Source organism: Agromyces sp. Marseille-P2726 (genome assembly GCF_902809835.1).
Taxonomy (GTDB): domain Bacteria; phylum Actinomycetota; class Actinomycetes; order Actinomycetales; family Microbacteriaceae; genus Agromyces.
The window spans coordinates 246474-268950 of record NZ_CADDWM010000014.1; the positions used below are offsets into that span (position 1 = coordinate 246474).

Annotated in this window: 19 protein-coding genes; 14 read left to right on the plus strand and 5 right to left on the minus strand. The window is 70.2% G+C overall.

The window, feature by feature from the left end:
* Positions 1-14: 14 nt before the first annotated feature.
* The 3 genes from HUS56_RS10625 to HUS56_RS10635 form a co-directional block, all read right to left on the minus strand.
* The gene (locus tag HUS56_RS10625; protein ID WP_173923404.1) at positions 15-1079 is read right to left on the minus strand and encodes a glycosyltransferase; all 1065 of its coding nucleotides are present in this window, start codon (positions 1077-1079) and stop codon (positions 15-17) included.
* Positions 1076-3214 (minus strand): amylo-alpha-1,6-glucosidase, encoded by a 2139-nt coding sequence (locus HUS56_RS10630; protein WP_173923405.1) that lies wholly within the window; start codon positions 3212-3214, stop codon positions 1076-1078. The genes HUS56_RS10625 and HUS56_RS10630 overlap by 4 nt, the downstream gene beginning before the upstream one ends.
* 148 nt (positions 3215-3362) lie before the next feature.
* Complete coding sequence (locus HUS56_RS10635) at positions 3363-3779, minus strand: VOC family protein (protein WP_173923406.1); 417 nt, start codon at positions 3777-3779, stop codon at positions 3363-3365.
* 264 nt (positions 3780-4043) lie between these two features.
* Between HUS56_RS10635 and HUS56_RS10640 the strand changes: the two genes are divergently transcribed.
* The 6 genes from HUS56_RS10640 to HUS56_RS10665 all read left to right on the plus strand — a co-directional run bounded on the left by HUS56_RS10640 (position 4044) and on the right by HUS56_RS10665 (position 7998).
* Positions 4044-4400 carry a helix-turn-helix transcriptional regulator gene (locus HUS56_RS10640; protein ID WP_217424013.1) on the plus strand — a complete coding sequence of 119 codons (357 nt, stop codon included), beginning with the start codon at positions 4044-4046 and terminating at the stop codon, positions 4398-4400.
* Positions 4397-4879 (plus strand): SRPBCC family protein, encoded by a 483-nt coding sequence (locus tag HUS56_RS10645; protein WP_173923407.1) that lies wholly within the window; start codon positions 4397-4399, stop codon positions 4877-4879. Before HUS56_RS10640 ends, HUS56_RS10645 begins: the two co-directional genes overlap by 4 nt.
* Positions 4880-4945: 66 nt before the next feature.
* On the plus strand, positions 4946-5386 hold the full coding sequence (locus HUS56_RS10650; RefSeq protein ID WP_173923408.1) for a VOC family protein: 441 nt from the start codon (positions 4946-4948) through the stop codon (positions 5384-5386).
* 148 nt (positions 5387-5534) lie between these two features.
* On the plus strand, positions 5535-6137 hold the full coding sequence (locus HUS56_RS10655) for a hypothetical protein (protein WP_173923409.1): 603 nt from the start codon (positions 5535-5537) through the stop codon (positions 6135-6137).
* Positions 6138-6144: 7 nt separating this feature from the next.
* The gene (locus tag HUS56_RS10660; protein ID WP_173923410.1) at positions 6145-7002 is read left to right on the plus strand and encodes a PhzF family phenazine biosynthesis protein; all 858 of its coding nucleotides are present in this window, start codon (positions 6145-6147) and stop codon (positions 7000-7002) included.
* A 6-nt stretch (positions 7003-7008) separates the two neighbouring features.
* Positions 7009-7998, plus strand: coding sequence for an aldo/keto reductase (locus HUS56_RS10665; protein WP_173923411.1), 990 nt, complete (start codon positions 7009-7011; stop codon positions 7996-7998).
* Between the two features lie 87 nt (positions 7999-8085).
* Here the strand turns inward: HUS56_RS10665 and HUS56_RS10670 are convergent, their stop codons facing one another.
* Complete coding sequence (locus HUS56_RS10670; RefSeq protein ID WP_173923412.1) at positions 8086-10536, minus strand: phosphoketolase; 2451 nt, start codon at positions 10534-10536, stop codon at positions 8086-8088.
* Positions 10537-10658: 122 nt separating this feature from the next.
* On the opposite strand from HUS56_RS10670, the gene HUS56_RS10675 reads away from it, so the two are divergent.
* Together HUS56_RS10675 and HUS56_RS10680 are read left to right on the plus strand one after the other, a co-directional pair.
* Positions 10659-11579, plus strand: coding sequence for an AEC family transporter (locus HUS56_RS10675; RefSeq protein WP_173923413.1), 921 nt, complete (start codon positions 10659-10661; stop codon positions 11577-11579).
* A gap of 55 nt (positions 11580-11634) precedes the next feature.
* A complete protein-coding gene (locus HUS56_RS10680) occupies positions 11635-12441 on the plus strand; it encodes a DUF1353 domain-containing protein (protein WP_173923414.1) in 807 nt (268 codons plus the stop codon).
* Between the two features lie 15 nt (positions 12442-12456).
* Here HUS56_RS10680 and HUS56_RS10685 read toward each other — a convergent pair whose 3' ends face one another.
* Positions 12457-14550 carry a hypothetical protein gene (locus tag HUS56_RS10685; RefSeq protein ID WP_173923415.1) on the minus strand — a complete coding sequence of 698 codons (2094 nt, stop codon included), beginning with the start codon at positions 14548-14550 and terminating at the stop codon, positions 12457-12459.
* Positions 14551-14878: 328 nt separating this feature from the next.
* On the opposite strand from HUS56_RS10685, the gene HUS56_RS10690 reads away from it, so the two are divergent.
* From HUS56_RS10690 to HUS56_RS10715, 6 genes are all read left to right on the plus strand, one after another.
* Positions 14879-15364, plus strand: coding sequence for an LGFP repeat-containing protein (locus HUS56_RS10690; protein ID WP_173923416.1), 486 nt, complete (start codon positions 14879-14881; stop codon positions 15362-15364).
* Positions 15365-15402: 38 nt separating this feature from the next.
* Positions 15403-18096 (plus strand): RNA helicase, encoded by a 2694-nt coding sequence (locus HUS56_RS10695; protein ID WP_173923417.1) that lies wholly within the window; start codon positions 15403-15405, stop codon positions 18094-18096.
* A gap of 294 nt (positions 18097-18390) precedes the next feature.
* Complete coding sequence (locus HUS56_RS10700) at positions 18391-20364, plus strand: bifunctional UDP-sugar hydrolase/5'-nucleotidase (RefSeq protein ID WP_173923418.1); 1974 nt, start codon at positions 18391-18393, stop codon at positions 20362-20364.
* Positions 20365-20477: 113 nt separating this feature from the next.
* Positions 20478-21077, plus strand: coding sequence for a hypothetical protein (locus HUS56_RS10705; protein WP_173923419.1), 600 nt, complete (start codon positions 20478-20480; stop codon positions 21075-21077).
* Positions 21078-21156: 79 nt separating this feature from the next.
* Entirely contained in the window at positions 21157-21858 is a 702-nt protein-coding gene (locus tag HUS56_RS10710; RefSeq protein WP_173923420.1) for a YcnI family protein, read from the plus strand.
* A complete protein-coding gene (locus HUS56_RS10715; RefSeq protein ID WP_173923421.1) occupies positions 21855-22436 on the plus strand; it encodes a copper resistance CopC family protein in 582 nt (193 codons plus the stop codon). Before HUS56_RS10710 ends, HUS56_RS10715 begins: the two co-directional genes overlap by 4 nt.
* Positions 22437-22477 lie beyond the last annotated feature (41 nt).

Sequence of the window (22477 nt, forward strand, 5' to 3'; positions counted from 1 at the left end):
TCGACTGAACCCCGTCAGTCGTTGATGGCGGCGTTCCGGGCGGCTCCCGCGTGTGACGGTCGCGCCCGGCCGCGCAGGAGATCCTCGAACAGGGCCACGTAGTCGGCGGCCATCCGGGTGTCCGAGAAGCGCGTCTCGGCCGACCGGCGGCATGCTTCCCGATCCAAGGTCGACGCCTGGCCGAGGGCCAGCGCGAGATCCTCGGGCTCCGACCGGATGAACCCCGTGCGTCCCTCCTCGACGATCTCCTCGACCGACCCTCGCGGGGTGGCCACGATCGGCGTCCCGGCGGCCAGCGCCTCGATCATGACCAGACCGAACGGCTCGTCCCACTGGATCGGGTTGAGCATCGCGCAGGAGCTGCCCATCAACTCGTACTTCTCAGCGGCCGACAGTTCGCCTACGTACTCGGCGTTGGACCCGAGCGCCGGACGAATGACCTCGTTGAAGTACTCCTCCTCGTCGGGTTCATGCATCTTCGCGGCGATGCGGAGCGGGATCCCGGCGAACTCCGCGGCCCGGATCGCCTCGGGGATGCCCTTCGTCGGATGCATCCGGCCGACGAAGCAGGCCGCATCCCCACCCGCACCGAAGGGCACGTCGTCGACGCAGATGCCGTGATGGATGACCCGGGCGATCGGCACTTGGCCGGCCAGGGACGCCTGGTTGTGCGAGATCGCCACGAACGCGACATCCGATGCGGCGGCGAGGTAGAGCTCCTGCTCGAGCGGGATGAGCGGCCCGTGCGCCACGGTCACCACCGGAACCGTCGTGGCCGTCTTGGCGACGATGGGACCGGCGACCGTGTTGTCGAGGATCACGTCGACATCCGAGAGGCCTTGGAACGCACGAAGCAGATGCCGCAGCTCGTGCGACGTGACACCCATCGTCTCGGGGTCCGACGGCTCGAGGCCCTCGAGTTTGGGCACCGGGGTGGTGCTGTCGTCGGATGCCGCGAGCAGCACGTCGTGACCGGCATCGTGGAGCGCCCGCGCCAGGGTGTCGATGAATGACTCGATGCCCCCGTACGCCTCGGGCGGGATCGGAATCCACGGTGGAGCGATGATGCCGATTCTCATGCGCGTTCCCTTCGGGTCGGCACCATGACGCGCGGGGCCGCTTCGTGGTGCAGGGTGATGCCGTCGGGCAGGCCGTTGATCGACGTGCCCGAACGCGAGGTGTCCAATGAGATCCGGCCGCCGGCGAACGGCACGTTCCGGAGGTGGATGTCGCCGAAGTGCGCAGCCGAGGTGGGTGCCACCCAGATGTCGCCGGTGGGCAGTGACGGGTCGAACCGCAGCGTGGTTCGGAGCAACGAGAGCGGTGTCGCGGCCGCCCAGGCCTGCGGCGAGCACGACGCCGGGTACGAGACCGGCTCGGGATAGCGCGAGCGATCGAATCCGCAGAACAGCTCGGGAAGGCGTCCACCGAAGTGCCCGGCGGCCTCGAACAGGGCGGACGCGATGCGGTTCGCCTCCTCGACGAAGCCGTACCGCATCAGGCCGGCGGCGATGATGGCGTTGTCGTGCGGCCAGACGGACCCGTTGTGGTAGCTCGCCGGATTGTACGCGGCCATGTCGGTCCCGAGCGTTCGAACGCCCCATCCGCTGAACATCTCGGGCGAGAGCAGGCGCTCGGCGACAGCCTCCGCCTTGTCATCGTCGACGATCCCACTCCAGAGGCAATGGCCCATGTTCGAGGCGCAGGCATCCACGGGCCGCTTGTCGCGATCGAGCGCGACGGCGAAGTACCCGCGATCGGGGAGCCAGAACCGCTCGTTGAACTCGCGTTTCAGGTCGTCGGCGCGCTCCAGCCACGTGTGAGCCGTGTCGTCATCGCCCCGGTGCGACGCGAGCGTCGCCCGGGCGACGAACGCCGCGTACACGTATCCCTGCACCTCGCAGAGCGCGATCGGCGACTGGGCGAGCTCACCGTCGGCGAAGTTGATGCCGTCCCAGGAGTCCTTCCAGCCCTGGTTGATCAGGCCGTGCTCGTTGAGGCGGTGGTACTCGACGAATCCATCCCCGTCCCGGTCGCCGTACTCGCCCACCCAGTCGAGCGCCCGGTCGGCGGCTGCGAGCAGGCCGTCGCTGTCGGCGGGAAGGCCGCCCCACCGGGCCAGTTCGCCGAGGACGACCACGAACAACGGCGTCGCGTCGACCGTGCCGTAGTAGACCGAACTGCCGCCGAGCGCCAGGTTGGTGGTGGCGCCGAGGCGCACCTCATGCAGGATGCGGCCAGGCTCCTCCTCTGACGACGTGTCGACACGTTCGCCCTGCAACTCGGCAAGTGTTCCCAAGGTGCCGAGCGCGAGGGACGGATCGAGCGGCAACGCCATGAACGAGGTGAGCAGCGAGTCGCGGCCGAAGAGTGCCATGAACCACGGGACACCGGCGGCCATCACCGGACGATCGGGATGCGCAGGGTCGAAGATCCGAAGTGAACCCAAGTCACGCTGGCTCTGGCGGATGACGCGCTCCATCGCATCGTCCTCGAGCGACGACACGGGCGAGCCCGACTGCCAGGCGAGGAACCGTCGCTGCGGTGCTTGCAGGTTGCTGTCCTCGCCATCGGGGCCGAGGGCGACGCCCGCCCCTTCCCCCGACGGTGCGACGCGGATGCCGCGAGACCACGTGCCGCGAGGCTCGAGGACCACGTCGAACGCGATCCGGTCGCCGCGGAACTCGGCTCCGTCGGCCGACACGAGCAGGCTCAAGCCGTCGCCTCGAGGGGGCCCGATCCGGAGCCGGCCCAGCGCCTCCTCCTGAATGGGGCGCGGCCGGCGGGAGGCCCGTCCCTCCTTCACCTCGAAGATGTCGGCGAAATCCGCCTCGATCACGAGCTCGATGGAGAACGCCATCGGCTCCCGGGAGAAGTTCCGCAGCGTGATCTCCTCGAGGATTCCCACGCCCACGCGTCGGTCGCGTTCGACGATCAGCGGCGTGTCGGCCCGACCCGGCACGTGCCCCGCTCGCCCGACCATGAACGCCCGGAACGGCTCCGAGCTCATGCACGAGAGCGGCTCGACTGGAGAGCCGTCGACGAGCAGGTTCCATCGGGAGACGATTCGCGTGTCGCGGAAGAAGGCACCGTGCGGCAGCTCGGGCAGCATGTCGCCGTTCTCCGCGGACACGCAGAACGAGGTCCCCTCGACGATGGTGACCGCACCTGGCCCGGCCGAGTTCGCGAGTGTGTCCGTATTCCAACCAGTCATGTTCCACCACCTCTCGGCCCCGGCGCGACGGACCGTCAGTCCGGGAGCCCAGGCCGCTTCACCGACACGCTAGGTACTCCGGGCGCTCGCGGCGAGGGGATTGACCGAGTTCGGGGCGTCGGTAAGCTGCGCGGAGAGCTCCCTCCGCTCAGGCCGCGGCGCCGGTGATGTTGACGAGCCAGGTGATCCCGAAGCGGTCGGTGAGCATGCCGAACGCGTCGCCCCATGGCGCGACCTCCAGCGGCTGGATGAACGTGCCGCCGTCGGCGAGCTTGTCCCAGTAGCTGCGGAGGGCGGCGTCGTCGTCGCCTGACAGCGAGATCGAGATTCCGGCGGGCGCCCGGAACTCCATGTGCTTGGGCGTGTCGGCGCCCATGATCACCATTCCCTGGGCGCCCTCGAGCTGACCATGCATGATGAGGTCGTTCTCAGCGGGGTCCTGCGCGGCCTGGAAGTCGGCGAACGTGCTCACGTTGAGGTCGCCTCCGAACACCGACTGGTAGAACTCCAGGGCCTCGCGGGCGTTGTCCTTGAAGTTGATGTAGGGGTTGAGCGTCACGGCCATGGTGTCCTCCCGGGTGGGTTGAGATCGTCGCACATGGTGGGTGCTCGTCGCGGCACCCCGCAGTTCGCGACCGTTCGGTTCGTTCCGTCCGGTCCGATTCTGCTCCCGAGGGGCGCTCTCCGCGAGGGTCTCATCTGGCGGTTGACGCGGAGTCGGCTCCGTCGTATCGTAATCAACCAAGAGATTGATCAAGCACCGGGTTGACGAAAGGAGGCGGTCGTGATCCTCGATCCCAGCGCCGACGACCGCCTCGATCGCGCCTTCATGGCGCTCGCCGACCCGGTGCGTCGGCGCATCATCGCCCGTCTCAGCCGCGGGCCCGCCACGGTCAACGAGCTGGCCGAGCCGTTCTCGATCACCAAGCAGGCGGTCTCGAAGCACATCCAGGTGCTCGAGCACGCCGGCCTGGTCACGCGAACGCGCGACGCACAGCGACGGCCGGTGCATCTCGATGCGGCGGGACTCGAGGCCCTGACCGCGTGGATCGATCGCTATCGATTGATCCACGAGCAGCGGTTCCGCAACCTGGACGCGCTGCTCGCCACCCACCGCGACTCGCAGGTCGCGGCATCCGACGCCGGCGCCACCGCCGGCACCGCAGAGGAAGCGACTGAATCATGACCACCACCACCAACCCCGTCACCGTGTCGGCCCCCGAAGGCCTTCCCTTCATCGACATCGAGCGCGAGTTCGACGCGCCGGTCGCCGCAGTGTTCAACGCCCATCGCGACCCCGAGCTCGTCCGGCAATGGCTGGGCCCGAACGGGTACGAGATGACCATCGAGCGGTGGGACTTCACCACCCAAGGCGGCTATCGCTACGTGCACACCGACGCCGAGGGCCAGTCCTACGGCTTCAACGGCACGTTCCACACGGTGCGCGAGAACGAGTTCGCGATCCAGACCTTCGAGTTCGAGGGCTACCCCGACGTCGTGGCGATCGAGTCGCTGACGTTCGAAGACCTCGGCGACGGTCGGACCCGTCTGCGCATCCACTCCGTCTACCCGAGCGTCGAGTCCCGTGACGGCATGGTCGCCAGCGGCATGGAAGGGGGACTGACCGACGGCTACCGGCGTCTCGACGCACTCCTCGCGGCCTGATGCGAACGGATGCCGCGGCATCCGCCCCACCACCACACCCGTACCCGCAATCCACCGGAGGACACCATGGACTGGACGCTCGAGGTCGTCATCGTGCCGGTCACCGACATCGACCGCGCCATCGAGTTCTACCGCGACCAGGTCGGATTCGACCTCGACCACGACACCGTGATCGGCGACCAGCGCTTCGCCCAGCTCACCCCACGCGGCTCGGGCTGTTCGATCGTCGTGGGCACGCTCCCATCGCAGAACGAGATGACGCCCGGCGCGCTGAAGGGAGTGCAGCTCGTCGTGGCCGATGCCGAGGCCGCTCGCGCCGAGCTGCTCGCGCGCGGCGTCGCTGCGAGCGACATCGTCGTGTTCGATGAGCGCGACGGCGGCACCTTCTTCGGCTTCGAAGACCCCGACGGCAACTCGTGGAGCGTGCAGCAGATCAGGGATCGCGCCGAGCATCCGCTCATCCCCGAGGAGTCACGGCGGCCGTTCGGGGCCGAGCAGCAGGCCTGACGCGATCACCCGAGGCAGCGGATGCCGCGGGCCGGCCTCCGGGTTCGGCTCGCGGCATCGGCTGTCGCCTCATCCCCCATTCGACACCCCACTGGGGCATTGCATCGCGGCGGATCGGCGTGGATCATGTTCCCGGGGGTTCTTCTAGATGGGACGGCAGGCCAAGGCGACCTGGATCGGCGAACACGGCGCAGCCGATGTCATCCTTCATCTCGAATCGGGAGGGTTGCAGATCTCGGGCGAGCGTCGCCTGACGGTCCCGCGCCATGCCTGGTCGCAGGTCGAGGCGAGCGACGGCGTCGTCTCGTTCGTCGCCCACGGCGACACCTTCCGATTCCGGCTGGGCTCGGCGGCGTCCGCATGGGCGGACGCACTCGCGACGACGCCCCCGTCGCTGGCCGAGAAGCTCGGCGTGTCGGGCGAGGCGACCGTCGCCGTGCGGGGTGAGCTGCCGCGACCCGAGCTCGAGGAGGCACTCGCGGATGCCGCGCGCGTCGCGCCGTGGGAGGCCGACGTCGTGGTCGTGGTCATTCGCACCGACGCCGAGCTGGCCTCGCTGCCCGTGTGGTTCCGGGAATGCGGGGTCGACACGCACGTCTGGATCGTGCATGGCAAGGGCCGCGAGACCAGGGCCCCAGGCGACGACGCCGTGCGTTCCGTGCTGCGGCCGGCCGGCTGGCGCGACACGAAGGTGAGCGCGGTGGCCGACACGTGGTCGGCGACGCGGTACACGCCGGCGAGGGCATCGTGACGGCGTCATGACCCGACCGAGGGTGCTGCGCTACGCCGCGTTCGCCGACGATCCCGACGGCGGCAACCCGGCCGGCGTGGTGCTCGACGCGGGGGGCCTCGACGACGCCGAGATGCAGCGCATCGCCACCGAGGTGGGGTACTCCGAGACCGCGTTCGTCACCGACGAGTCGGGCGGTACCCGTGTCATCCGCTACTTCTCGCCCGTCGCCGAGGTGCCGTTCTGCGGGCACGCGACGATCGCGACGGCGATCGCGATCGCCGAGCGCGATGGGCCCGGATCGGTGCGCTTCGCCACGCCCGTCGGCGAGGTCGTCATCGAGACGGCGGCGAACGGTGCCGGACTCCGTGCCGCGTTCACCAGCGTCGAGCCCGCGACGGAGCACTTCCCCGAGTTCGTGCTCGAGGCGCTGCTCGAGCTCATCGGCGTGGACCGGACCGACCTCGACGAGCGGTATCCGCCGCGCATCGCGTTCGCCGGCAACCGGCACCCGGTGCTCGTGATCGCACGCCCCGCCGTCTTCGACGCATTCACCTTCGACCCCGGGGCGGCACGCGCGTTCATGGATGCGCAGGAGTGGCCCGCGACGATCACGGTGCTGCATCGCCTCCCCGACGGACCCGGGGCCGTGCTCCGATTCGAGGCGCGCAACATCTTCCCGGTGGGCCGGATCACGGAGGACCCGGCGACGGGTGCCGCGGCGGCGGCGGTCGGCGGATACCTGCGCGACCTCGGCGCCGTCACGCCGCCGGCCCGCGTGCTCATCGAGCAGGGCCGGCACGTCGGTCGCCCGAGCGAACTGACCGTCGACATCCCCGAGCACGGCGGCATCGTCGTGAGCGGGCACGCCGTGCCGATATCGTAGGCGACCATGCAGACTCGAATCCTCGGCCGCACGGGCCGCAGCGTCTCGATCATCGGCCTCGGCACCTGGCAGCTCGGTGCCGACTGGGGCGAGGTCGACGAGGCCGACGCGCTCGCGGTGCTCGATGCGGCGCACGAGTCGGGCGTCACCCTCTTCGACACCGCCGACGTCTACGGCGACGGGCGCAGCGAGTCGCTCATCGGTCGATGGCTTCGCGAGCACCCCGACGCCCGCGTCACCGTCGCCACGAAGATGGGCCGACGCATGCCGCAGGAGCACGAGAACTACTCGCTCGAGCACTTCCGCGCGTGGACCGATCGCTCGCGTGCCAAGCTCGGCGTCGACACCCTCGACCTCGTGCAGCTGCACTGCCCGCCCACCTCGGTGTACTCCGACGACCGGGTGTACGACGCGCTCGACACCCTCGTCGACGAGGGCGCCGTCGCGAACTACGGGGTCAGCGTCGAACGGGTCGAAGAGGCGCTCGCGGCCATCGCACGCCCGCACGTGGCATCCGTGCAGATCATCCTGAACGCGTTCCGGCTGAAGCCGCTCGACGAGGTGCTCCCCGCTGCTCGGGAGGCCGGCGTCGGCATCATCGCACGCGTGCCGCTCGCGAGCGGGCTGCTCTCGGGCCGGTACACGCTCGACACCCGGTTCCCCCAGGACGATCACCGCAACTTCAACCGCCACGGCGAATCGTTCGACGTCGGCGAGACGTTCTCAGGGGTCGACTACGCGACCGGGGTCCGCGCGGCGGCCGAGTTCACCGAGCTCGCTCGTCGGGCCGCCCCCGACGCCACTGCAGCCCAGGTCGCGCTCGCCTGGGTCGCAGAGCAGCCCGGCGTCAGCACCGTGATTCCCGGCGCCCGCACCCCCGAGCAGGCGCGCGCGAACGCGGCGGCGGGCTCCCTCGAGCTCCCCGACGAATTCGGCGCCGCCGTTCGCGAGCTGTACGACCGCGAGATCCGGGCGCTCGTGCACGACCGCTGGTAAGGCGCTCCTGCGGGTTGAGGAGCCCGCACCGCGGGCGTCTCGAAACCCGTCTTCGCGAGCGGTTTCGAGACGCGCCTTCGGCGCTCCTCAACCCGAAGAGGGAGCGGGGCGGAACCGCCATCCCGTGAGCCACTCGGGGTCCTCGCCGTGTTCGTAGGCGGAGTCGCGCGCCGCCGCCCTGGCGGCGTGCCACTCGTCGGCGACCTCGGCGATGCCGGGCTGCCCGGCCAGCCCGGGTACGCGGTTCAGCACGTCGAGCGCGAGCCGGTACCGATCCAGGTCGTTCAGGTGCAGCATGTCGAACGGCGTGGTCGTGGTGCCCTTCTCGATGAAGCCCCGCACGTGCAGGTTCGCGTGGTTCGTGCGCCGGTAGGCGAGCTGGTGGATCAGCGACGCGTACCCGTGGAACGCGAAGATCACGGGAGACGAGCGCGTGAAGATCGCGTCGAACTCCAGGTCGTTCATGCCGTGCGGATGGTGCGACGGGTCCTGGATCCGCATCACGTCGACCACGTTGACGAACCGCACGCTGAGCTCGGGCAGCCGTTCGCGCAGCAGTTGCGCGGCGGCGACGGCCTCCATGGTCGGCACGTCCCCGGCGCAGGCGAGCACGACGTCGGGCACGGATGCCGCGGGGTCGCCGGCGTCGAATCCCGGCTCGTTGCCCGCCCACTCCCACACGCCGAGCCCGGCCGCGACGTGGGCATCGGCCTCGTCGGCGGTCAGCCACTGCGGCTGCGGCTGCTTGCCCGCGATCACCACGTTCACCCGGTTCTGCGTGTCGAACGCGTGTCGCATGACCGCGAGCAGCGTGTTCGCGTCGGGCGGCAGGTAGACCCGCACGATCTCCGCCTGCTTGTTGACGACCACGTTGAGGAAGCCGGGATCCTGATGCGAGAAGCCGTTGTGGTCCTGGCGCCACACGTGCGATGAGAGCACGTAGTTGAGCGAGGCGACGTCGCCGCGCCACGGCACCTCCTTCGCCGATTCCAGCCACTTCGCGTGCTGGTTGAACATCGAGTCGACGATGTGGATGAACGCCTCGTAACTCGTGATGAGCCCGTGCCGCCCGGTCAGGAGGTAGCCCTCGAGCATGCCCTGCATCAGGTGCTCGCTGAGCGACTCGATGACGCGACCCGACCTCGCGAGATGTTCGTCGAGCGGATGCAGGTGAGCCGCCCACACGCGCGCGGTCACGTCGAACACCGCCCCGAGCCGATTCGACAGCACCTCGTCGGGCCCGAACAGGCGCACGTCGTCGGGATTGCGGCGCACGAGCTCGGCGAACCAGGCGCCCATCGTCGTCATCGCCAGCCCGCTCGAACCGCGCTCGTCGGTGTCGACCTCGAGCGCGAACGGCGCGGTGTCGGGCAGTTCGAGCGGCTGCAGGGTGCCGCCGTTCGCGAGCGGCATCGCACTCATCCGCAGGTCGCCGGCGGGCCGCAGCGCCCCGAGTTCGGCGACGGGGCGCCCGTCGGCGTCGAAGAGCTCCTCGGGACGGTAGGAGCGGAACCACTCCTCGAGCAGTGCGAGGTGCTCGGGGTTGTCGCGCACCCCGGCGAGCGGAACCTGGTGCGAGTGGAACGTCCCCTCCACCTGCACCCCGTCGACCACGCTCGGGCCCGTCCAGCCCTTGGGGGTTCGCAGCACGATGGTGGGCCAGCGCGGCGCTTCATCGTCGAACGCGCCCGTGGTGGCATCCGCCCGGATGTCGGCGATGCGGTCGTACGCGACGTCGATGGCGTCGGCCATTCGCGTGTGCACGAGCATCGGGTCCTCGCCGTCGAAGCCGCCTGTGACGAGCAGCGGGTCGTAGCCGTTGCCCCGCAGGAAGTCGACGAGCTCGGGCTCGGGGATGCGCGCGAGCAGCGTCGGGTTCGCGATCTTGAAGCCGTTCAGGTGCAGGATCGGCAGCACAGCTCCATCGGTCACAGGGTTGAGGAAGGTGTGCGCGCGCCAGCTCGCCGCGAGTGGCCCGGTCTCGGCCTCGCCGTCGCCGATCACGCACGCGACGACGAGCCCCGGATTGTCGAGCGCGGCGCCGAAGGCGTGCATGAGCGAGTAGCCGAGCTCCCCGCCCTCGTTGATCGATCCCGGCGTCTCGGGTGCGGCATGCGACGGGATGCCGCCCGGGAACGAGAACTGGCGGAACAGCACCTCCATGCCGGCGCGATCGGCGGTGACGGCCGGGAACAGCTCGGAGTACGTGCCGTCGAGCCACGTGTTCGCAACCATCGCCGGGCCGCCGTGCCCGGGCCCGCAGACGTAGAGCGTCGGCGTCCCGCGCTCGACGATCGCACGGTTCAGGTGCGCGTAGACGAGGTTGAGTCCGGGCGACGTGCCCCAGTGGCCGAGCAGCCGCGGCTTGACGTCGTCGCGACCGAGTGGCGCGTCGAGGAGCGGATTCCGCATCAGGTAGATCTGCCCCACGCTGAGGTAGTTGGCCGCGCGCCACCACGCGTCGACGATCTCCAGCGGTACGGATGCCGCCTCGGCCGCTCGTTCGAATCCCTCGCGCCGCTCGACTGACTCGGCCATCGTCTCCCCGTTCGCTCGGCTCGGCGTGCCCTTCGAGCGTAGGCCGCGGAGGTGCGGTGCGACCAGCGATAGCGTGGGGCGATGGCCCACGTGCACGCGGCGACCGACGGTGGCGATCGCCGGTGATCGAGATCCTCACGGGCTTTGCGATCATCGCACTCGCCGTCGTCGTCGGCTACGTCACCGCTCGTACCGGCATCCTCGGGCCGGGCGGCCGTCAGGTGCTGGCGCTGCTCGCGTTCTACGTGCTCGCGCCGTTCCTCCTGTTCTCCGTGCTCGCGACCGCCGACGTCGGTGCGCTGTTCTCGGCGTTGCTGCCCGTCTCGGCGGTGGCGGCCGTGACCATGATGCTGGCCTTCGCCCTCGTCGCGCTGCTCGCGTGGCGCCGGAGCATCTCGCACACCGTGATCGGCTCGCTCTCGTCGGGCTACGTGAACGGCAACAACTTCGGCATCCCGATCGCCGTGTACATGCTCGGCGACGCCGCCTTCGCCGCACCCGTCGTGCTGCTGCAGCTGCTCATCTTCGCGCCGTTCGCGCTCGCGACGCTCGGCGCGCAGGTCGAGGGCCGCACGTCGGTTCGCGCCATCCTGCGTTCGACGTTGCTGAACCCGATCATCATCGGATCGCTCGCGGGAGTTCTGGTGGCGGTGACCCGCATCGACCTGCCACCCATCGTCCTCGAGCCGATCGAGCTCATCGGCCACGCCGCCGTCCCGGTCATGCTCATCTCGTACGGGATGTCGCTGCACGGCCAGCGTCTGCTCGCCGCAGGGACCGGCCGACGCGACGTGCTGCTCGCCACGGCGCTGAAGCTCATCGCCATGCCCCTCGCAGCCTGGGCGTTCGGGCGGTTCGCGTTCGGGCTCGACGGCGTCGCGCTGTACGCGGTGACGGTACTGGCGGCGCTTCCCACCGCCCAGAACGTCTACAACTTCGCGCAGCGGTACGAGACCGCCGAGGTCCTCGCGCGCGACACGGTCCTGCTCACCACGATCGGCTCCGTGCCCGTGCTGCTCGCGGTGGCGCTGCTCCTCGGCTGAGCGATCAGGGCAGGATGGTCGCGAGCACCGAACCAGCGAGCACCCCGGAGGCTGCATGCCCTTCCTGACCGACGACGGACGCCCGCTCGACGAGCTGCTGCTGGCGCAGCGGCCCGCTGACGGGTATCGCTTCGAGGTTCGCGACGGGTTCGTGTACGACGACCCCGTGACGGGCCGGCGGTACCGGGTGCCGGCTGCGGCGGCAGCGCCGCCCGCGCCGTCCATTCCGCCGCCTGGGCCGTCGACGCCCCTCCGGGAGCGCCGGCACGGTGTCACCGACCTCGCGTCCGTGCCGATGTGGCTGTGGAGCTTCATCGCGAGCTACGGACGGCAGTCCGCGCCGGCGGTGCTGCATGACGAGCGGTCGACGGATGCCGCGGAGCTCGGCGATCGGCGTGCAGCGCTCGCCCAGCGCACCGAAGACGATCGCGTGTTCCGCACGGCGCTGCGCGAGCAGCGCGTACCGCTCCTGCGGGCGTGGCTCATGTGGGCCTGGGTCTCCGCGGATCGAGAGCGCGAGTTCGGCGGTGCCGGGGGAGTGCTGCTGCTCGCGCAGGTGGTGGTGGGCGCGCTGCTCGTGGTCGGAGCATCCGTCGCTGCGTTCTGGAACCCCTGGTGGCTGCTGCTCGTTCCCGTTCCGGCGCTCGCGGCGCTCGCGTGGCTCGCGAGGGGACTCGCCTCGCTCGTGCTGCTGCTGACGTACTCGAGCGCCGTGCTGACCCCCCTCATCGTCGTGCACGTCGCGTCGGTGGTGCCGTTCAGGCTCATCGAGGCGATCGTGGAGGTCGTGACGGGCGGCGACCCGGGCGGCGTGATCCGCCCGACGGCCGAGAGACCGCGGCGCGATGCCGGCGCCCGCTGAGCTCGGTGCGCGAACTCAGGCACCCCGCACGGTGCGGTCGTCGAGCCCGGCGGCATCGGGTTCGGGCCGCGGCACCCATCCGTGGAAGTGCTTCGCCCACCACGTCGCCCAGGCGCCCTCGGGGTCGAGCAGCGCCCTGCGCGCCGCGAGCTCCTGCGTGTACTCGGCGCTCTCGATCGCGACGCCGAGGCGCATGCGCTCGGCCGGGGGCAGGATCGACGACGGCGCGTCGAGCGACTCGCGCTCGGGCACGACGACCGGCGCCGGCGCGAACCGCGGCTCGGCGATGACGAACGCCGCGACGACGATGAGCACGACGGCCCAGAACGCCAGCCACCCCGAATCCAGCGGCGGCTCGACCCAGTCGACGATGGCGAACCAGACGACGAGGGCGGCGCCGGCCACGTAGATCGCGCGTGGGAGTGCGGTCAGCACCAGCCAGGTGCGCACGTCGAGGGGACACCGATCCCAGACGATCGAGCGTTCGGTCTGCTTCTGCATGAGCTGGTTGAGCCAGATGAGGAGCGCCGCGACGAGCGCCGAGGCCACGACCCAGCCGATGGGGGTCAGCCGCGTGGGATTCGCGTTCTCGTCGAGGAGGAACGAGACGAGGTTCAGCGGTGCCGATCCGTCGAGGCCGGGGATGAGCCCGATCACCCAGCCGATGGCACGTGCGACCGCCGTGATGACCAGGGCCAGGAACGCCGACGCCCCCGACAGCCCGGGCAGGATCGCCGCGATCACGAGGGCGGCGATCGTCGACAGCCCGAGCGACTTCTTGTCGATGACGACGAGGCGGTTGCGGATGTAGTCGACCGGCGCGGTGACCGTCGGGAAGTCGGGTCCGAGCAGGTGCCGCACGGTGGGCTCGACGACCTGCACCGTGTTGGCGAAGTACATGCCGTGGTCGAGGATCGGCTGGCTGGTGTTGTGCACGGCGTGTTCCTCGGGGCCGAGCGCGTCGGTCGCCGGCGACGGGAAGTACGCGGCCTGCCAGCGCTTGCGCGCCTCCCGCTTGGTGTCGGCGATCGGGCCGGCCGAGAACGGATCCCAGATCGCCCAGTGATTCGACCAGGCCACGCGCTCGTGCTCCGGCGCGTTCCGGTTCTTCTCGATCCACGTGTTCACGGGCGTGTACGTGTCCTTGCGACCCTGCCACTTCTCCCGGCCGAGCAGCACCACGGCCGCACCGACGGTCGTGAGCCGACGCACGTTGAGCTTCGCGGGCTCGAGCTCCTCGAAGAGCGCGAAGGTGGCGACGGCGGCCCCCTGGGAGTGGGCGAAGAGGTGCACCTCGCCGTCGTCGCCGACGAGCTGCTTCGCCCGTTCGAGCGCGTCGCGCACCACGAGCCGCATCGCGGACGCTCGAACGGGTCGCTCCTTCCAGGAGGCGACGTCGCCGATCGACTCGACGAGCTGGTCGAGCACGCCCTGGGCGATGTTCTTGAACCACGGGATGAGCAGCAGCGGGCTGAGGAGCGGGAGGATCGGCGTGAGCACGACGCCGACCAGCACGAGGAACACCCAGACCACGACGTACGCGAGCGACGAGATGACGAGCCGCACGAGGTCGACGAGGAAGTTCACTGGCTTCGGCATGAGCAGCACCTGCTTCGGGGCGCGAAGCCGGTGCACGAGGGTGAGGCACGAGAGCACGACCATCGTGTTCCAGAACAACCCGAGGCTGCGCGTGATCGCCCGCCACATGAACGGTACGGCCCACTTGAACACCTGTGCGCGGGTCATCGGCACGAAGGACTCCGACCACCTGGCCTCGAGGATCGCGACGTTGCGCTCGACCGTCTCGACCGGGGCATCCGATGGGGCGTCGGGATCGCGACGCTTCGGGAACCGCACGGTGGCCGTCACCATGGGAACGTCGCCCGAGAGGTCGGACTCGTGGATGGTCACCCCGTGGGTCTCGTCGGCGCCGATCATGCGGTCGCGCGCGACCCAGTCCATGCGCTCGAGCAGCGGCTCCGCCCACTCCAGCAGGATCTGGCTCCGATGGGCGTTGCCCATGCCGTGCACGACGACCAGCGCCGCGTCGAACTGGCCGGCCTGCGGCCGGGCGGTCGATTCGGAACCCACATCGGGGGCGATCAGCATGTGCTCCTCCTGCGTCGGTCGGCGCCCCGCTCACGGGCCTCTCGGCACGCTAGTGGGCCGCGCCCGGGCGGATCAAGCTTTCGGTGGTCCTCGACCGCCGGAAGCCCGATCACGACGTTCAGGGGTACCCCTGATGCCCCAGCCCGACGCCGTTCGTAACGTTGATCTCGGTCGCGCGCTGCCGGATCGCAGGGGGAACTGTCACGGTGGCGCCGACCCGACAGCCGGCCCGCACCTCCGAACGCGAGGTGCCGGCCGGCTCCCTCTTCCTCCCGGGCCCGGCCCGGCCCCCACCCCGGCACGGCCGGGCCGACGAGCGGAGAACCCGATGGACCACTCGATCACCTGGAGCGACTTCCGCACCGCGGTGCGCTACGACCCGACGAGTCCGCTGCTGCTGGCGGTCCCCGCGATCAGCGCGAAGCGCGCCGAGCATTCCTGGCTCGGTGAGGCGGTCTCGCTGCACACACGCGTCGGCGACGGCGAGGTGCACCGCCGCGAGTACGAGCGCGGCACCGTCTACTGGACCGAACGGCACGGCACGGCACTCGTGCACGGCATGGTTCGCGACATCTGGACGCTGCTCGGCGGCGAGCGCTCGGCGCTCGGGCTGCCCGTGGCCGATGTCCAGTTCGACGCGACGAACGGTGAGTTCAGCGGATGCTTCGAGCACGGCAGCATCGTTTGGTCGCCCGCCCTGGGTCCCACCATCTCGGTGGCGGTGCCCGCGACCTCCGCAGCCGATGCGCTCGTGGACGGCGGGGACCTCGAGGCGGTCGGCGGCCCGAACGCGGATCTCGCACCCGCGACCTGACACCGGGCCATCCGGCCGCTCGTGACAGACTCGGACGGATGACCCAGCCGCTCCTCGATCGTGCCCCGCGCCCGTACGACGCCGACGCGATGTACGACGCGTTCGTCGAGTGGGCCGACGAGCGGGGGTTCGCGCTCTACCCTGCGCAGGACGAGGCGATCATCGAGATCGTCTCGGGCGCGAACGTGATCCTCTCCACGCCGACCGGCACGGGCAAGTCGCTCGTCGCGGTCGCGGCGCACGCGGCATCCGTCGCCCGGGGCGGCCGCACCTGGTACACGGCGCCCATCAAGGCGCTCGTGAGCGAGAAGTTCTTCCAGCTGGTCGAGATCTTCGGCGCCCGGAACGTCGGCATGGTCACCGGTGACAGCTCGGTGAATCCCGATGCCCCGATCATCTGCTGCACCGCCGAGATCCTCGCCAACCTCGCGCTGCGTCAGGGCCCGGATGCCGCGGTCGACCAGGTCGTCATGGACGAGTTCCACTACTACGGCGATCCCGAGCGCGGCTGGGCGTGGCAGGTGCCGCTCATCACGCTGCCGCGGGTGCAGTTCATCCTCATGTCGGCCACGCTCGGCGACGTCACGGCCATCGCCGACGACCTCACGCGACGCACGGGTCGCGAGACCGCGCGCGTCATGGGGGTGGATCGGCCCGTGCCGCTGCACTTCTCCTACGCGAAGACCCCCGTGCAGGAGACCGTGGAGGAGCTGCTCGAGACCCGGCAGGCGCCGGTCTACATCGTGCACTTCTCGCAGGCCGCCGCCATGGAGCGGGCGCAGGCCCTGTCGTCGATCCGGGTCGTCTCGCGCGAGGGGCGTGACGAGATCGCCGACGCGATCGGCGGGTTCCGCTTCACGACGGCGTTCGGCAAGACCCTCTCGCGGCTCGTGCGCGCCGGCATCGGCGTGCATCACGCGGGCATGCTGCCGCGGTACCGGAGGCTCGTCGAGACGCTCGCCCAGCGCGGGCTGCTCCGCGTCATCTGCGGCACCGACACGCTCGGGGTCGGCATCAACGTGCCGATCCGCTCGGTGCTCATCACCGCGCTCTCGAAGTACGACGGCCAGCGGATGCGGCAGCTCAGCGCCCGTGAGTTCCACCAGATCTCGGGGCGGGCCGGGCGTGCGGGGTACGACACGGCCGGAACGGTCGTGGTGCTCGCACCCGACCACGAGATCGAGAACGAGACCGCGATCCGCAAGGCCGGCGACGACCCGAAGAAGCTGCGGAAGATCGTGCGCAAGAAGGCGCCCACGGGATTCGTCACCTGGGGCGAGGGGTCGTTCGAGCGGCTCGTCGCGGCCGAGCCCGAGGCGCTGGTGCCGCAACTGAAGCTGACGGCGGCGATGCTGATCAACGTGATCGGCCGCGGGGGAGACGTCGTCGGCGGCATCCGATCGCTCGTCTTCGACAATCACGAGCCGCGGGCGCGGCAGTACGAGCTGGCCCGGCGTGCGCTCGAGATCCTGCGGACGCTGCGCGCCGCCGGGGTGGTCGAGATCCTCGAGCCCACGGCGCCCGGGCGCCTCGCCGACCTCCGGCTCACGGTCGACCTGCAGCCGAACTTCGCGCTGAACCAGCCGCTCTCGCCGTTCGCGCTCGCGGCCATCGAGCTGCTCGACCCTTCTGCGGGTCGAGGAGGCCCGCAGGGCCGTCCGGATTCTGCGGGTCGAGGAGGCCCGCAGGGCCGTCTCGATTCTGCGGGTCGAGGAGGCCCGCAGGGCCGTCCGGATTCTGCGGGTCGAGGAGGCCCGCAGGGCCGTCTCGAGACCGAGGGCCGTCTCGAGACGGCGACCGACGGCGTCGGCACGGGCCATTACGCCCTCGACGTCGTGTCGATCATCGAGTCGACACTCGACGACCCGCGGCCGATCCTGTCGCAGCAGCAGTTCAAGGCCCGCGGCGAGGCCGTCGCCGAGATGAAGCGCGAGGGCATCGAGTTCGAGCAGCGCATGGAGGCGCTCGAGGAGGTGACCTGGCCCAAACCGCTCGACGAACTGCTCGCCCAGGCCTTCGAGACGTTCGCGTCGACCCAGCCGTGGGTGCTCGACTTCGAGCTGTCGCCGAAGTCGGTCGTGCGCGACATGTTCGAGCGCAGCATGTCGTTCGGCGAGTACGTGTCGTACTACCAGCTGGCGCGCAGCGAGGGGCTCGTGCTGCGGTACCTCTCCGACGCCTTCCGAGCCATCCGGCAGACGGTGCCGAGCGAGGCGAAGGACGAGGAGCTGCTCGACATCATCGAGTGGCTCGGCGAACTCGTGCGACAGGTCGACTCGAGTCTCGTCGACGAGTGGAACGAGCTCGTCGATCCCTCGAGTCACCTGCCCGAGGACGAGGCCGCCGTGGTTCCGCCGCCACCGCCGTCGGTGGTGACGAACCGGCGCGCCTTCACGGTGCTCGTGCGCAACGAGCTGTTCCGACGCGTGCAGCTCGCCGCGCTCGATCACGACGACGAGCTCCAGTTGCTCGACCCGGGTCCCATGTGGCCCGACGCGCTGAACCGCTACTACGCCGAGCACGATGAGATCCTCACGGGCGGCCCCGCGCGCTCGCCGCGGCTGGTCACGATCGACGAATCGGATGCCGCGGACGGCGTCTGGCACGTCGAGCAGACGATCGACGATCCCGCCGGCGACCACGATTGGCGCATCCGGGCGGAGGTCGACCTGCATGCGTCTGCCGAGGAGGGCGCTGCGGTCCTGCGCGTCACCGAGGTCGTGCGGCTTTGAGGAGGGCGGGACCGAGACGCGACTGGTCTCGATACGCGACCGACTTCGTCGGGCGCTACTCGACCCACGGGACCGACTGCGCGCATCCGCGCGTTCGACCGCGGCATCCGTGCTCATCTGAGCGCTCGAGGTGGATCTCGGGTGTCGACGGGGGAGGAATGCGCGCATTCCTCTTGGCAGAGGGGGAACCCGAACGTACGCTGCTGATGTCCCCTGCATTGCGTGTCAGGGGGCGCATGGCCGGGGGATGCGAATCCGAAGCTCCCTCGCGCGACTCGCAGAGGAGACAACGGGATGCAATCACGTTCACGCAGGCGGATGGTCGCCGGGGCGGCGCTCGCCACGGCGACGGCCGTCGGACTCACGCTCGGTGCATTGGCACCGGCCCAGGCTGCACCGTCGCCGAAGGGCAAGGAAGCCCGCAGCGTCGACATCAATCTGGTCACCATCAACGACTTCCACGGCCGCATCGAGCAGTCCGGCACCGCCGCCGGCATCGCCCGACTCGGCAGTGCCGTCGACGCGTTCCGCGCGCAGAACCCGAATACCGTGTTCGCGGCGGCGGGCGACCTCATCGGCGCGTCGACGTTCACGTCGTTCATCCAGCAGGACGTTCCCACCATCGAGGGCCTCAACGCGGCGGGCCTCGACGTCAGCGCCGTCGGCAACCACGAGTTCGACCAGGGCTTCGCCGACCTCACCGATCGCGTGATGCCGCTCGCCGACTGGGAGTACCTGGGCGCCAACATCCACGATGCCGAGACCGGAGAGGCGGCACTGCCCGAGTACTGGCTGCAGAAGTTCCAGGGCGTGACCATCGGGTTCGTCGGCGCGGTCACCGACGAGCTGCCCTCGCTGGTCAGCCCGGCCGGCATCGCCGACATCACGGTCGAGGCGCCGGTCGTCGCGGCGAACCGCGTCGCCGACCAGCTCAGCGACGGCAAGAAGAACAACGGCGAGGCCGACATCGTCATCCTGCTCGTGCACGAGGGCGCCGCGACGACGAACATCGCCGACGCCGTCGACCCCGAATCGCGGTTCGGGCAGATCGTTCTGGGCGCGAACGACAACATCGACGCCATCGTCTCGGGCCACACCCATTTGGCCTACAACCACGTGATCGACGGTCGTCCCGTCATCTCGAGCGGCCAGTACGGCGAGCGCTTCAGCAACATGGAGATCTCGTACGACCGGGCCACGAAGTCCATCACCAAGATGGAGAACACCATCTACACGATGGCCGTCGCGCAGGACTCGAGTGGCAACGTGACCCAGTGGCTGTACGAGCCCGACCCCGCGATCGTCCCGCTCGTGACGGCCGCCACCGCGGTGGCCGACGAGCTCGGCAACGTCGAGATCGGCATCGCGGAAGGCGCGTTCATGCGTGCCCAGCGCCCGGGTACCCTGCCGAACGGCCAGCCCGGCCTCGTCGAGAACCGCGGCGGGGAGTCCACGCTCGGCAACTTCGTCGCCGACGTGCAGCTCTGGTCGCTGAACGAAACCGATCAGGACCGTGGCGTGCAGATCACGTTCATGAACCCGGGCGGCCTGCGCGCCGACATCAACGCCGATGGCACCACGTACCGCGAGGCGGCCAACGTGCAGCCGTTCGCGAACACCCTGGTCACGCTCGACCTGACGGGTGCCCAGATCAAGCAGATCCTCGAGGAGCAATGGCAGCCGGCCGGTGCGTCCCGCCCGTTCCTGAAGCTCGGCGTGAACGAGGCGCTGACGTACACCTACGACCCGACGGCCGCTCAGGGATCGCACATCACCGAGATCTTCCTGAACGGTGAGCCGCTCGACCTCGGGGCGACCTACAAGGTGGGCGCCAACTCGTTCCTCGCCTCGGGCGGTGACAACTTCGTCACCTTCCGTGAGGGCACGAACAAGGCCGACACCGGCAAGATCGACCTCGAGGCGATGGTGGCCTACTTCGAGGAGTTCGGCACGGCAACGCCCGACTACCGCCAGCGCGCGGTCGGCGTCGACGTGGTGAGCGTTGCCGGCGGTCAGGCGGAGGTCAACCTCTCGTCGCTCGACTTCAGCACGACCGAGCCGAAGGCCGGCACCGTGACGGTCGCGCTCGAGGACGGCACGGTGCTCGCCACCGCGACGGTCGACCCGTCGTTCCCGACGCCGAACACCTTCGACGAGATCGGGCGGGCCACGGTGACGTTCCCGATCCCCGCGGACGCCACCGCGGACACCCGGTTCGTCATCACCACCCCGACCGGCACGACGACTTCGTTCACGCTCCCGCTGTGAGCTGAGTCTCGACCCCTGCGGAACGGCCCCGGACGCGAGTCCGGGGCCGTTTCCCGTTGTCCCTCAGTTCCGGGACCATCAGCCCCGGAGTCCCCGACGGCTAGGCTGGGAAGGTGACTTCCCGAGGCACGCGCGCAGCTCGCGGAGTGGCCATCGCCGCTCTCGCGACCTTCGTGGCCTCGCTCGCGCACACGGTCGGGGGTGGCACGCCGCCCGGACCGGTCGCCATCGCGCTCGCCATCGCGTTCTCCACTCCGCTCGCCATGCTGTTGACCGGCGGTCGCGCGAGACTCCTTCGCACGTCGGTCGCGGCGCTGATCAGCCAGAGCGCGCTGCACCTCTGCTATGCGATCGTCGGCGGAGCATCCGTCGCCGTACCTGCGTCGGGGCACGCCGCCCACCTCGGCGGTGCGCAATCCGGCACCGTCCTGACTGCGCCGGTGATCGACCACGGTCACGCCCTCATGCCGCTCGCGCACGTCGTCGCCGCGGCGATCGTCGTGATCGCCCTCGCGTTCGGCCATGACGCCGCGCGTGCGCTGGCGCGGGTCGTCCACCTGTTCGTGCGTCGGCTCACCGCGATGCCGTCGCCTGTCGTCGTCTCGACGCCCCGCACCGCCGCGGATGCCTGGCTTCCGACGCTCCTCACCTCGTTCCATCGCACCACGCTCTGGTCACGGGGCCCGCCCCGAGTCGTCGCCGTCGCCCCCTGAGGCGACCCGCGCTCGACCCCATCCTCGCCGGATCCACGTCACCGTGCCGGCAGACGACCAGAAGAGAGATCTCCCGCACATGCGTCATGCACGCCTCACCATCGCCGGTCTCGCCGGCGGCGCCCTGCTCGCCCTCGCCGTTCCCACCGCGGCCCAGGCCCACGTCTCGGTGACCCCGAGCAGCACGGCCGCCGGCAGCTCGTCGGTGCTGACCTTCGCGTTCAGCCACGGCTGCGACGGTTCGCCCACCACCGCGCTCACCTTCGACATCCCCGAGTCGATCGCCAGCGTCTCGCCGACGGTGCATCCCGGATGGACGATCGAGAAGATCGCCGACGGCGACCGCACCGCGCAGGTCGTGTACACGGCCGTCACCCCCGTCGAAGACGGCTTCCGCGACACGATCGAGTTGTCGGTCCGCCTCCCCGAGGACGCGGCCGGCGAGACCCTGGCCTTCCCCGTGCTCCAGAGCTGCGCAGTCGGCGAGACCAACTGGAGCGAGGTGGCCGAAGAGGGCGAGGCCGAGCCCGAGAGTCCAGCACCCACGATCCTCGTGACCGAGGCCACCGGCGACGAGCACGGCCACGGCGCAGAAGCCCCCGCTGACGATTCGACCGACGAGCACTCGCACGACGAGGCGACCGAGGTGTCGGATGCCGCGGCCACGACCTCGTCCGATGACACGATCGCCCGCGTGCTCGCCATCGGCGGCCTCGCCGTCGGAGTGGTGGGCATCGTGCTGGCGCTGACCGCGCGCCGCGGCGCGACGAAGAAGCCATGATCCGCCGCGCACTCGGGGCGGCGCTGGCCCTGGTGGCCTCGGTCGGCCTGGCGACCATGGTCGCGAGCCCGGCGTCAGCCCACAACACCGTCGTGGCCACCTCGCCGACCGAGAAGTCGGTCGTCTCGGAGCAGCCGGGCTCGGTCTCGCTGACCACGAGCGACGAACTCATCGACATCGGGGGTAGCACCGTGATGCGGGTCGTCGGACCCGACGGCCGGCACTTCGAGACGGCCTGCGCGACGGTCGACGGGGTCACCGCCGAGGTCTCCGCCGAGCTCGGCCAGGCCGGTCGATACACCGTGGAGTGGCAGGTCGTCTCGGCCGACGGGCATCCGATCTCCGGCGAGTTCGCGTTCCACTGGGCGCCGGCCGAAGGTGAGGCGCTCGCAGCTGGCTCCGACCATCCGGCGTGCGGCGACGCCACAGAGGAGTCGCCACGTGGCGAGGCCGAGTCGAGCGGGTCCGCGTCGGCGGCATCCGTCGCCCTCGGCGACGTGCTGTGGATCGGCGGTGGCGTGCTCGTCGTGATCGCGGCCGCGCTCGGCACGTGGCTCGTGGTACGTCGCCGAGCCTGACCGCGGCCCTGGGGATGGTACGGCTCACCCGTCGGGGGTGC